The organism is Desulfobacca acetoxidans DSM 11109 (assembly GCF_000195295.1).
GTDB classification, from domain to species: domain Bacteria; phylum Desulfobacterota; class Desulfobaccia; order Desulfobaccales; family Desulfobaccaceae; genus Desulfobacca; species Desulfobacca acetoxidans.
On the sequence record NC_015388.1, the window covers coordinates 2,935,759 to 2,948,320 of the forward strand.

10 protein-coding genes and 1 tRNA gene are annotated in these 12,562 nt (G+C 51.9%); 8 read left to right on the forward strand and 3 right to left on the reverse strand.

What is annotated here, in order from left to right:
• The first annotated feature begins 9 nt into the window (after positions 1-9).
• The 7 genes from DESAC_RS13245 to DESAC_RS13275 all read left to right on the forward strand — a co-directional run bounded on the left by DESAC_RS13245 (position 10) and on the right by DESAC_RS13275 (position 8,566).
• A complete protein-coding gene (locus tag DESAC_RS13245) occupies positions 10-1,251 on the forward strand; it encodes a hypothetical protein (protein ID WP_013707587.1) in 1,242 nt (413 codons plus the stop codon).
• Between the two features lie 50 nt (positions 1,252-1,301).
• Positions 1,302-3,173, forward strand: a complete 1,872-nt coding sequence (gene asnB, locus DESAC_RS13250) for an asparagine synthase (glutamine-hydrolyzing) (protein ID WP_013707588.1) — start codon at positions 1,302-1,304, stop codon at positions 3,171-3,173.
• A gap of 14 nt (positions 3,174-3,187) precedes the next feature.
• Positions 3,188-3,787 (forward strand): GNAT family N-acetyltransferase, encoded by a 600-nt coding sequence (locus tag DESAC_RS13255; RefSeq protein WP_013707589.1) that lies wholly within the window; start codon positions 3,188-3,190, stop codon positions 3,785-3,787.
• Between the two features lie 345 nt (positions 3,788-4,132).
• Positions 4,133-5,341 carry a glycosyltransferase family 4 protein gene (locus DESAC_RS13260; RefSeq protein ID WP_013707590.1) on the forward strand — a complete coding sequence of 403 codons (1,209 nt, stop codon included), beginning with the start codon at positions 4,133-4,135 and terminating at the stop codon, positions 5,339-5,341.
• 15 nt (positions 5,342-5,356) lie between these two features.
• On the forward strand, positions 5,357-6,892 hold the full coding sequence (locus DESAC_RS13265) for a radical SAM protein (protein WP_013707591.1): 1,536 nt from the start codon (positions 5,357-5,359) through the stop codon (positions 6,890-6,892).
• Positions 6,893-7,307: 415 nt separating this feature from the next.
• Positions 7,308-7,652, forward strand: a complete 345-nt coding sequence (locus DESAC_RS13270; RefSeq protein ID WP_013707592.1) for a hypothetical protein — start codon at positions 7,308-7,310, stop codon at positions 7,650-7,652.
• Positions 7,653-7,720: 68 nt separating this feature from the next.
• Positions 7,721-8,566 (forward strand): alpha/beta hydrolase, encoded by an 846-nt coding sequence (locus DESAC_RS13275; protein WP_013707593.1) that lies wholly within the window; start codon positions 7,721-7,723, stop codon positions 8,564-8,566.
• Here DESAC_RS13275 and DESAC_RS15910 read toward each other — a convergent pair.
• The gene (locus DESAC_RS15910; protein WP_013707594.1) at positions 8,559-9,689 is read right to left on the reverse strand and encodes a C45 family autoproteolytic acyltransferase/hydrolase; all 1,131 of its coding nucleotides are present in this window, start codon (positions 9,687-9,689) and stop codon (positions 8,559-8,561) included. The two genes, DESAC_RS13275 and DESAC_RS15910, sit on opposite strands and share 8 nt — an antisense overlap.
• A gap of 100 nt (positions 9,690-9,789) precedes the next feature.
• Positions 9,790-9,866: transfer RNA gene (locus DESAC_RS13285), tRNA-Pro, on the reverse strand.
• A gap of 220 nt (positions 9,867-10,086) precedes the next feature.
• Between DESAC_RS13285 and DESAC_RS13290 the strand changes: the two genes are divergently transcribed.
• A complete protein-coding gene (locus tag DESAC_RS13290) occupies positions 10,087-11,751 on the forward strand; it encodes a peptide-binding protein (RefSeq protein ID WP_237671360.1) in 1,665 nt (554 codons plus the stop codon).
• A gap of 437 nt (positions 11,752-12,188) precedes the next feature.
• Here DESAC_RS13290 and DESAC_RS13295 read toward each other — a convergent pair whose 3' ends face one another.
• On the reverse strand, positions 12,189-12,533 hold the full coding sequence (locus DESAC_RS13295) for a CGGC domain-containing protein (RefSeq protein ID WP_013707596.1): 345 nt from the start codon (positions 12,531-12,533) through the stop codon (positions 12,189-12,191).
• Positions 12,534-12,562: the final 29 nt, after the last annotated feature.

Below are 12,562 nucleotides of genomic sequence, written 5' to 3' on the forward strand. Positions count from 1 at the left end.
GACCACTTAATGATACCAATCAAAAGTATTTATTTATCCATATCAATCCCAATAATACTATTAAATATTTATTGGGTATTTCTTCCGCAAAAAGGCTATTGTGAAAACTTCGACAGGTCTTGGTTAATTGCAAAATTTACTGAACTGGATTTGGCTTTAAATAATGGTGAGGGATTTAGCAAAGATACTAATGAGGAAGGAAAACTTGCTTGGGCGGAAAGTCACCTGCTTGAAGCCTATATTGAGATGTACCAGGCAACGGGTAATTTCTTATGGCTGGATAAATTTCTTAATCATGCCAAACGCGTGCTTAACTCTAACGATTATGCCAGAGGGATTAAAGATTATAAAGGTAGAAGCTTATACGGCTGGAGCGCCCAAAGGCCCGTTCACCCAATTGGCTGGAAACCGGGGAATAAAATAGATTTAACTTTAGTTAACAAACCACGCGTTGTATTTTGGGTCCATTCCGGAATGATTTGCTACCCTTTAATAAAATTTAGCCTGTTGGCAAAATATGATAATTTACCGAATAAATATAGTAGGGAATCTGATAAGATAGTTTCATTTGTAGAAAAAGCAATGCAAGAATTTAATTACAAATGGAGATATAACGATAACTTACAGGAAGGATATTATGTATTTGACAATGAACCAGTATATGGTAACCCGACATCGGGTTTGCCTGAAAATAAAATTACTAAAGAATATAGATCGTCTATAAATAGTGACTTGGCATTGGGAAAAGTTTTTATAATATTATATCAGGTTACAAATAATACAGAATATTATCTAAAAGCTAAAGCATTGGCAAATAAATTTAAAAAGCAACTCGTTGTTAAAGGTAATTATTATATATGGAAATATAGGTATGCAGAAGATCAGGGACTTTCTAAAGTTTATGAAGATATTTCTCATGGTGGAACCGATATAACCTTTGCTTACGATGCCTACAATGCTGATATTGTTTTTAATATCGATGATATTAAACTATTTTCACATACCTACATAAATATGTATAAAAATGGCAGATTCTCAACCTATGTTTCCGGTGAGGGGGATAAACCAGATTATAGTTTAACATCAGCAAGATGGCTTGATTTAAGTACCGTTAATCCGGAAGTATTTAATATTGGTTTTAATTATTTAACAAACCATATAAAAAACATTAATCGAGACCATCCGGTCGCATTGTTGGGTATTTCAAAATTATTGAAGTATGGAAATAATTTAAAACAATCAGCTAATTGATTAAGGATTCAATTTTCTATTTTCGCCGATTATCAGACAGGGCTATGTTAATGTGTGGAATTGCTGGATTTATCTCAAATAATAATAACAACTTGGAATTGTCCCAAGCCGAGTCAATTCAAAAACATCGGGGACCGGATGCCAGTGGGTGCCTGTATCTCCAGGTCGGCGACTGGCATATCGGCTTGGCCCATCAGCGGTTGTCAATCATAGACTTATCCGACGCCGGCAATCAACCCATGGCTGCCGCCGACGGACAGTCCTGGATCATTTATAACGGCGAAGTCTATAATTATCTGGAAATTCGCGCCGAGTTGGAGCAGGCGGGGCTTCAATTCCACAGCACTTCCGACACAGAGGTCATTTTGGCGGCCCTGCAGTACTGGGGGCCGGAAAAGGCCTTGCCCAAATTCAATGGCATGTGGGCCTTTGCCTATCTCGATGGACCCCACAACCGGCTGATCCTGTCCCGTGATCGTGTCGGAGTGAAACCGCTCTACTATTTCTTCTCGGAACGGCAACTGTATTTCGCTTCCGAAATAAAAACTATTCTAACCATGGTCGGGGGTAGGTTCTCCCTCAATTATCAAGTCATTGGCAAATACCTCCTGCAATCACTCCTGGAGACGGATAATCAGACTTTTTTTGCCGGTATCGCAAAAGTTCCGGCCGCGCATCTGGTTGAAATCGACCTTGCCTCCCCCTCCCTCTCCCTTACTTTTAAACCATATTGGCGGCTGCATTTCGCAGAACCTCCGAACGATGCCGGAGAGGGAATCCTAAAGGAGGTGCAAGACCTGTTCTTTGACGCGGTGCGCCTGCGGTTGCGCAGTGATGTACCTTTGGGGATCCTCCTCTCCGGCGGGGTGGATTCTTCGGCCATTGCAGTAGCCATGCAGCAGGTTTTGGGCCCGGGGGCGAACCTGAATCTGCTGTCGGCGGTCAGCCGGGACCACCGGTTTGATGAGTCGCAATATATCGATATCGTCGCCCGACGTTTGGATCAGCCGGTACATAAGGTCATGCTGGACTTCCAGCCCTCCCAGGCTTTTGATTATCTCGAAAAAGTGTGCTGGTTTAACGACGAACCGGTCTATAGCTTTGCCGTGGTGTCCCAGTATCTCCTTATGCAAAAAGCCAAAGAGTTGGGCATAACCGTCGTCTTGAGCGGCCAGGGCGGCGATGAACTGCTGTGCGGCTATAAGAAATACCTCGGTTTCTATATCCAATCTTTATTACGCCAGGGACATATTCCCACGGCTTTGAAGACCTTCTGGTCTTTCTGGCGTCAGGATACGGTTCTCGGGCAGTTCTCCATAATGGAGGCCAAAAGGTACCTCCCCTCTTTCCTGCGGCCCCAGGAACTGAATATTGCCGGGGAGAAATTAAAAGACTTTCAACCGGAAATACTCGGACTGTCAAACAATATGACCCTGCAGGAACGGCAGGCCCTTGACTACCAGCGATTTTCCATACCAATCCTCACCCACTTTGAGGATCGCATGTCCATGGCTTGGGCCCGCGAATTACGGGAGCCTTTCCTTGATTACCGCCTGATAGAGAAAATAATCCCTCTGCCGCCCCGCTACAAACTACGGCACGGCTGGACCAAGTATATTTTTCGCCAGGCCATGGCGCCGTTTCTACCCCCCGAAATTACCTGGCGAAAAGATAAACAGGGATTCGTCAATCCGCAGAGCGAATGGCTGAAACACGAGCTGCGTCCCGGCGTCCTCGATTATTTTGGCCAAGACAGCCTGATGTTTAAACTCGGCCTGGTTAACCACGATAACCTGAGGCAAAAATACCGCGCCTATTGTCAGCAGTCGGCTCTGAAAGGCAATATCTGGCTGATAGATATCTTTAACCCCTTGGCTTTGGAAATCTGGCTGCGAAAATTCCATGATTTTATTCAGCTATAAGGGAGTCTCGACCTATGCCTCCAAGACCAATCATGACCAGGAAAATATCGCCAACCGATATGCCGGCAGTTGCCGCCATTCATAAAGCAGCCTACCTGACTGATCATTTCTCGGCCCACTTTACCAATACCCTGCTGGAAAACATGTATGCCGAACTCTGCCGGGAAAACCCCTTTTCCCTGATAGCAACTGACAGTTCCGGCCAGGTGCTCGGCTTCGTCGTCGGCCACTTCGCTGAACAGGTCGGCCGGGCTCGAAAAAACTTCGTCGCCGCCAACTATCTGGCCATCGCCGCCGCCTCCCTGCTCCACCCACTGGCTCTGCTCAATAAAGCCAAAACACGACTGAGGGCACTATTTAACCGGGAAAGTAGTCCTAGTCAGGCCAGAATGCGTTTGACTTCTATCGCCGTATCTCCGAACAGTCAAAAACGCGCCGTCGGCAGAGCGCTCCTGGACGCATTTGAAGATAACTTAAGACAACAGGGAATTTTTAGATATGGTTTATCAGTAAAAGGAAACAATCAGCCGGCGGTTCGGTTTTATCAAAAGAATGGCTTTATCGAAGAAAGCAGGACGCCGGACGGCAGCATCTATTATATAAAAAATTTGTAATACTTCAGCTATCTGAGATAATAGATCAGGAACATGGTTGGCGGTGCCCACCCTACAGCACCACAGCATCGACAGACCCGTCTGTAGGGGCGAATCTTGTATTCGACCCAAGCAACTGAAGTGTTACGGTGGTGCAGGCTTTCCAGCCGGTACGCTGATGCACAGGCCAGGAGGCCTATGCCACCAATTATTCTTTCATATTTCGTTGTGTTCTTGAAAACATGAGGACTTGTATTTGTCCCAAACAACTGAAGTGTTACAAAAATTTATTACAATCATCGGCGGAACCGGAATGAACCATATCGGCAAATATTTTAAACCTCAATTGCCAGAAGGCCCTGAGCCATGCGCCTGGTAATCTTAACGCAATATTATTTTCCGGAAATCGGCGCCCCTCAAGTCAGGTTGAAGGAAATGGTACGCGCCCTGCACCACTTGGGGCATGAAGCGGAAATAGTTACGGCCCTGCCTAACTATCCCTCAGGAAGGATATTCCCAAAATATCGAGGCAAATTGTATGTTCGGGAAAGCATCGAAGGCGCCCCCGTCCATCGCATCTGGCTCTATGCCGCCACCGGCGCCGGGATCAAGCGTCTTCTGAACTACTTCTCCTTTGCCTTTACCTCCCTCATCGCTCTCTGGCGGGTCCGCCGTCCGGATATCGTCTTTGTTGAATCGCCTCCACTGTTTCTCGCCATCCCCGCCGTATTCATGAAATGGCTCTGGCGGGCCAAGATGATCTTTAATGTCTCCGATCTCTGGCCGGATTCAGTCCGGGAAATGGGCATCATTCAGGATAAACGCCTCCTGCGCCTCGCCGAAAAACTGGAAAAATGGTCGTACCACCATGCCTTTAAAGTTTCTGCAGTAACCGAAGGCATCCGCCGCGGAATTATCGCCAAGGGCATAGCCGCTGGAAAATTAGTATTCTTGCCCAACGGGGTTGATACCGGCCTGTTCCGGCCCAACCAACCGGATAGAGACCTTGCCCGGAGTTTGGGGCTGGATGGCAAAAAGATAATTCTCTATGCCGGCCTGTTAGGATATGCCCAAGGGCTGGAAACTATACTGGAAACTGCAAAATTACTGCACGATCAAAAAGATCTCGTCTTTGTCTTCTTGGGAGATGGGCCGGAAAAACCCAGACTACAGGACCTGGCAAAAAAGTATCTTTTGGACAATGTTTTATTTTTCGAGGCAGCCCCATTGCCCTATGTCGCCCGGTTATATTCCTTTGCCTTTGCCGGCATCGCCGTTTTACGCAACCTGCCGCTTTTCAACGGCGCCCGCCCCAGCAAGGTCTTTCCAATTATGGCTTCCGGCATCCCGGTGGTGTACGGCGGCGCCGGAGAAGGGGCGCAATTGATTGAAAATGCCCGGGCGGGACTGGTGGCCCCCCCCGAGAACCCCGAGGCTTTGGCTCAGGCCATCAGGCAATTATTGCATGATCCGAAGCTGGCCCAGGAGCTGGGAAAAAATGGGCGAAAATTCGCCGAAGAAAATTTGAACTGGGTGTCCCTGGTGAAAAACTGGACTGACCAGCTCCGTCAATAAGATAAGTTCCCAGAAATGGTCGTATATCATACTATGCTGCGGCAGGCGGTTTGTCAGAAATTTTGTGAGTATTATAAGCCTCACAAGGATGAGGCGGAAAAATGTCTGGCCTATGCCTGGCTCTCGGCCTGGCAGCAACTCGAGCCGGCCCTGCTGCCAGCCCTGACAGCGATCTCGGTCAATCCCGATCTGCCTCAACCTGTCCCCCAAATACTACCGGAGGTAGTCTGTTCCCGCTGTGCCTTTCGACGCCACGGCTGCGACTTTGCCAAGGCGCTTGCGGAGGCGGCGCCGTGCGGCGGGCTGCGGGCCCTGGCGGCGCTGTTAGAGAGCGGCTGGCTGGCGGCGGCGGATCTGGCAAAGATCTGGGAGCAGGTATTGCCGCAGTTGTATCTCCGGTTGGCGGAGCATGTCTCGCTGAGATATCCGGAGACCCCGCATCTCTACGACCGACTGAGTGACGAGTTGTACGAAGTCAACGATGCCGGGTTTGACTGGCTGACCCGCGGCGACGGAACCACGCCGGGTCTGGCGGTTCTGGCCGACCGGGAGTTCTTGGATTTTCTGCTGGCCGAATCGATGCTCGCCGGTTGTGCCGCGCCCTCCCCCCGAACCCTCCGTTGGCGCCGCTCCCCCATACCGTCCCTGCGTTACCTGGAACTGATGATCACGGAGCGCTGCAACCTGCGTTGTCGGCACTGCTATTTAGGGGAGGTGGGGGAGGCCGAGTTGCCGTTGGACGCGGTGCTCCAGACCTTGCAGGAATTTCAGGAGATGCAGGGACTCAGGGTCCTGCTCTCGGGCGGCGAGCCGCTCATGCACCGCCATTGGCAGGAATTAAACAACCATCTGCCAGAGTTCGAACTCCGCTTTGTGCTGTTGAGCAATGGCCTGTTGTTGACTGATAAGGTAATTGAAGCGTTGCGGGTGCACGAGGTACAGCTCAGTCTGGACGGTCTGGAACCGGGCCATGACCTGCTGCGCGGCCCCGGAACCTGGAAGAAAACCGTTGATCGGATGCAGGCCCTGCAAAGCGCCGGTTTTGAAGTTTCGGTGGCTACCATGATCCACCGGGGCAATGTGGCTGAGTTGGCCGAAATGAGCCGCTGGCTGCAACAGGCGGAGGTGCGGGAGTGGAATCTCGATATCCCCTGCCTCAGCGGACGGTTGGCGGAGAATCAGGACCTCTGGGTTGAGCCCACTGAGGCGGCGAAATTCCTGGATCTGGGCTTTGGCGGCTCGGATCACGGCGCTACCGGTGATTTTGCCTGCGGCCGGCATCTGGCGGCGGTCTTGCCAAACGCAACGGTGGCCAAGTGCGGGCTATATCGCGATCAACCGCTCGGCAAGCTCTCGGAAGGCCTGGAGACCTGTTGGCTGCGGTTGTTGCATTTACACCTGAGCGTTCTCGACTGCGCCCCCTGCCCCTATGTACATGACTGCCGGGGGGGCTGCCGCTTCCGGGCGGGCGGCGGCCTGGGGCCGGACCCGGTGATGTGTGCCCGGTATGGCATTGATCCCACGCAATACTTTAGCCCGCTTTATTCATGATATTTTGAAAAAGATAGCTAACTCATTTTAATGCCATGGATTAACAGGCTTACCTGAAATACAGACTGTTTTTTTGCACAGGCTGGAAAGCCTGTGCCACCGGGTATATGGGATTTTGGTGAATTATCCGGGTTAGCTATCTGAGATAATAGATCAGGAACATGGTTGGCGGTGCCCACCCTACAGCACCACAGCATCGACAGACCCGTCTGTAGGGGCGAATCTGGTATTCGACCCAAGCAACTGAAGTGTTACGGTGGTGCAGGCTTTCCAGCCGGTACGCTGATGCACAGGCCAGGAGGCCTATGCCACCAATTATTCTTTCATATTTCGTTGTGTTCTTGAAAACATGAGGACTTGTATTTGTCCCAAACAACTGAAGTGTTACGATCCCACTACATTCAGGAGATAAGATATGGTAAAAGTGTATGATTTACTGACCAGGGCCAAAGCCGAAGCTGGAGAAACGGTATTGGGCACAACCGATCTGGAGACCGAGGCCTGTTATCTGCTCTATGGCATCCTTGACCCCGGCGCCAAGGGCCGGGTGTTGAATCCGGGTCCGGGACATGAAGAGATCATCTGCATCGTCGCCGGGCTGGCGACCCTCATCGGCCCGGATGGCCCCCAGGATCTCAGGATCGGGGAGGCCTTCTATCTCAAGGGCGATGTCGTCTACACCCTGGAGAACCATCAAAAGGCCCCGGTGGTCTATATTGCCGCCGGCGGGCATACTCCGGGAGAACACCATCATCACTAATCAGGAGCAGGAACCCGCCTGAGGCGCGAGGTGTAAGGTGGAAGAGACGCCGAACCAGGGAGTCAGTCATGGTTGAGACGCTGAAGATATCCCCCCAACGGGATTTCAGTAAATTTGATCGACCGGAGATACTCCAGGTCCTGTTTCATCCCCGGCCGGAATTAGGCGGCCTGTTCGGGGGCGGAGGCGGCATGGGGCAGGATATCCTGATCCCGGTAGCCGACGGCCTGAAGATCGGGGGCAGGCTGCATCTGGGCGGCCAGGACCATCCCAATATCCTGTTCTTCCACGGCAACGGTGAGATTGTGGCCGATTACGACGAACTGGGGCCGTTCTATAACCGCCTGGGCATTAATTTTTTGCCGGTGGATTACCGGGGATACGGCCGCTCCGGTGGCCAGCCCACAATTTCGGCCATGATGCAGGATTGTCATCCGATTCTGAAGTATATTGAGGACTGGCTGCGAGAACACGGCTACACCGGTCCGCTGCTGGTCATGGGGCGGTCTCTGGGAAGCGCCTCGGCCCTCGAGTTGGCAGCCAACTATTCGGAGAGATTGGCCGGCCTCATCCTCGAAAGCGGCTTTGCCTTTGCCGGGCCGCTCCTCAGGCTCCTGGGGGTCGATCCGGACGCCATCGGGTTTCAGGAGGAGGCCGGGTTTAATCATATCGCCAAGATAGAGACCTGGCAGAAACCGCTGCTGGTCATTCACGCCGAGTTTGATCACATCATCCCCTTAAGCGACGGCCGGGCGTTGTATGACGCCTGTCCGGCCACCGACAAGACGTTCGTGAAGATTCCCGGCGCCAACCACAATGACCTGTTTTACCGGGGAATGGAACAGTATCTGACGGCCCTCACCTTATTTGTCAAAAAAGCAAGCTCTGGCAAAAAGGGAGATATCTTTAAATAACCTGGGGTTGATGACCGAAGAGTCCGGAGAGGCGGCGATAGCGCCCGTATGAGACAGGGGTGGTAAGGGATTGCGCCACGTAGAGTTCCGAGGCATTTGGGTGAAAGATGGCGCTGGTGACATCGCCGGGATTAGCGACCAGGGGGTCGGCAAGGATGTGTTGAGCCTGAACTATATCGATGGGTCCATCGCTGAGGAGTTGTTGCATCTGGCGATCCCGCGCGAAGCTATACTCGTCCGAGAAGCAGTAGAGGGGTAGAGGCGAGAACGGCGGACGGCGGAAGGCCTTGCCCTTCAAAGCCTGCATGGCCGGGGATTGATAGTGGTTAGTGGCGGTCAGGATGTTGTTGACCGGCAGGCGGACGGCTGTATGGCGGGAGGAGGTCTCCAGCAGCAGGGCGTCGTGGGGCGCAGTTAGCAGCAGATTGTTGCCGATAGTTCCCGGCTGGCTGGCGATACGGGCGGCAACGCCGAGAAGAGAATCATGATCTTGTAAGCCTAAACGGTTGCGCAAGGCCGTCGGGACGCCGGCCAGAGAAGTTTCGCGGGAGGAAGCAGTCAGCTGCGCCAGGGCAATCCGAGAGGCGTTCATTCCGGTACAGACGCCGATATATCCCGGCCAGGCCACTGAGATAAGGGGCTGTCCGGCCGATGGCGACAGCATAAAGACCGTGTTCAGGCGGCACATAGACTGGGTGAATAAGGGGTAGTCCAGATTCCGGGCCAGAATAAATTCCGGCGGTTGATTCCCCCCCAGAGACGCGGCAAAGGTAGAGCAGCGGGGGATATTATTGAGCAGGTCATCGATGACGTTGATCAACACAATGAGGCTGAGATGTACCCGAGCTCCCTCGGCTATGGCGCTCATCTCCTCCCAGAAGGGTTGAGGAATAAAAGGCCGCAGACGCCAGGCGGCGAGGCAGGCAAGCAGGTAGAGCGGCAGGGCGCCTACTCCTAAAGAGAGTCTACTCAGATAAGACAGGAACTGGCGGCGAAGGTGTTTGATCTGCGGCCCGAGCATCTGTCCGTGAGAAAAGCCCAGAGTCGCAGGAGGGCCGCTGAGGCGGACGATCTGGAGGCCGGGTTCACGTAAAACAAACGAATCCGATAAATTGTACTTCATGCAGAGAGATTCTCCGATAACCATGAAACGGCGGTGAGAAAAAACGGCTCTAACGCTGAGGGAAATAATAAAAAAGCAGAGAATGGGAGCCAGATAAAAATGGTCGGGACGACTGGATTTGAACCAGCGACCCCAGCGTCCCGAACGCTGTGCTCTACCAGGCTGAGCCACGTCCCGACTGCTTAAATTCTATCCAAGATTCAGCCTGACGGCAAGAAAAAATTACAAACGACCGGCAGAGACGGCCTTGTCTCCCCGGTGATCCTGTGATACATACAATGTAATTATCATTCTTTTCAAAAGCACCCACAAATCATGAAAATCATTTGACGGTGGCACAGGCTTTCTAGCCTGTGTAAAAATTATTTTCTAAATAACCATGCGGTTGTTTGCCCGAATGAGATGTACTACCCGACGGAAAGCGCTATCCGGCCAATCCGTGCTCATGTTATGCCTGTTGGCGGGTATGGCGCTGCTGCTCGGCTGCCAACAGGGCAGCGAGAGCCCGCCGCCTCCTGTCGGGCGGGATACCGGCCCGGCCTACGGCGACCTTTTTATCGACGGCTCCATCGGCGATGCCAGCACCCTGATCCCGCCTCTGGCGTCGGATTCGGCTTCCCATGGAATCGCCTCCCTGGTTTATAACGGTCTGGTAAAATACAACGGCGACCTACAGTTGGTGGGAGACCTGGCCGAAAGTTGGGAGATCTCCCCGGACGGGCTGACCATTACCTTTTCCTTGCGCCGGGGCGTTCGGTGGCATGACGGCGCTCCTTTCACCGCCCAGGACGTCTTATTCACCTACCAGCTCATGGTAGATCCGAAGACACCCACGGCCTACTCCGGCGACTATAAACAGGTGCGCCGGGCTGAAGCCCCGGACGATTACACCTTCCGGGTCACCTACCCCAGACCTTTTGCTCCGGCGCTCGGGAGTTGGGGTCTGGCCATTCTTCCTAAACACCTTCTTAGCGGCCAGGATATCACCCGATCCCCTTTAAGCCGGCATCCCATCGGCACCGGCCCATATAGATTCAAGTCATGGAAGACTCAGGACCGGATTGTCCTGACCTCTAACCCTGATTACTTTGCCGGTCGACCCTATTTAAATGGCTATATCTCCATGGTAAAACCGGATCAGGCCACTATCTTTTTGGAGCTGAAGGCTGGCAATATCGACCGCATGGGGTTGACCCCGCTCCAGTATCTAAGGCAGACGGAATACCCGCGTTTTGCCAAAATGTATAATAAATATAAATATACTGCCTTTGCCTACACCTATTTGGGCTACAATCTGGAAGATCCCAAGTTTAAGGATCGACGGGTGCGGCAGGCCTTGACTTCGGCCATTAACAAACAGGAGATCATTGACGGGGTGCTCCTCGGATTGGGGGTACCGGCCGTCGGCCCATACAAACCTGAAACTTGGTTTGCTAATCCTGATGTTCCCACTTTTCCCTATAACCCCGAAAAGGCCAAGACCCTGCTGGCCGAAGTTGGCTGGCGGCTGAATGCCCACGGAGTGCAGGAAAAAGACGGCCAGCCCTTTGCCTTTACTATCCTTACCAATCAGGGAAACGAAGTACGGGTGCGTACCGCTGAGATCATCCAACGGCGACTCAAGGAGGTGGGTATCCAGGTTAACATCCGCACGGTGGAATGGGCGGCATTCCTGAAGGAATTCATCGAAAAGGGGCGTTTCGAGGCGGTACTGTTAGGCTGGACCACCGGCCAGGATCCCGACGTCTATGACATCTGGCATTCCTCCAAGAGCAGGCCGGGCGAATTAAATTTTATCCACTATCATAATCCCGAAGTCGACAGGCTCCTGGATCAGGGACGCCACACCTTTGACCAGACCAAGAGAAAAGCCTGCTACTTCCGCTTTCAGGAGATTCTGGCGGAAGACCAGCCTTATACCTTCCTGTTTGTACCCGAGGCCCTGCCGGCAATCAGCCAACGCTTTCGGGGAATCAAACCGGCGCCGGCGGGAATAGACTATAATTTTGTGGAATGGTACGTTCCCCTGGGAGATCAGAAGTATAGATTTAGCCTGGAGTAATTACTTCCAGTAAAAGTTGGCGGTTTCCGGTTTCCCCGGATAATTCAACTGCATAGCATCTGAGTGGTGGCACAGGCTTCCTATCCTGTGCAAAGAACCGTCTGTTTTTTGATCAAATCTTTTAATCTATGATATTTCAATAGCTTAATCATACTTTTCTAACCCGGATAATTCATCAAAATCCCATATACCCGGTGGCACAGGCTTTCCAGCCTGTGCAAAAAAACAGTCTGTATTTCAGGTAAGCCTGTTAATCTATGGCATTAAAATGAGTTAGCTATCTTTTTCAAAATATCATGAATAAAGCGGGCTAAACCGCCTAAATAAAGCCGGTAAAGAAAAATTCCGCAGAGGTCTCGACGTCAGACTCCTGCGGAGGAAGAAGATAAATGCCAACGGCTCACCTGCGCATGGATCAGGTGCCGAAAGGTGCGTCATTAATGGTATTCATGGGTCCCTAAAACGACCGAAATCCCGGTTTTCCCCTGGATAAGCTTGGAGATTTCTTCAGGGGAGCTGTATGGACATCCCGGTTTGGCGTTGGCAAAGCAAGAACTGAGATAGATAGTATCCGGTTTCATGTCGGCTAACTTAATAGCCATGCCCACATTGGAGACCAGACTGCGGCCTGGGCAGCTACATTTGACGAAGGCCGTGACTTGCACCGGTTCGGTGAATTTGCCCTCACCCAGCGTAGCTGCCTTAAGACAACGCCATTCCCCTGGACAACCGTAACCGCTGTCCATATAGGATCCACAGCCGACGATCATAACCTTTTTCATGAAAATCTCCTTTCGTTGTGATTATTGGC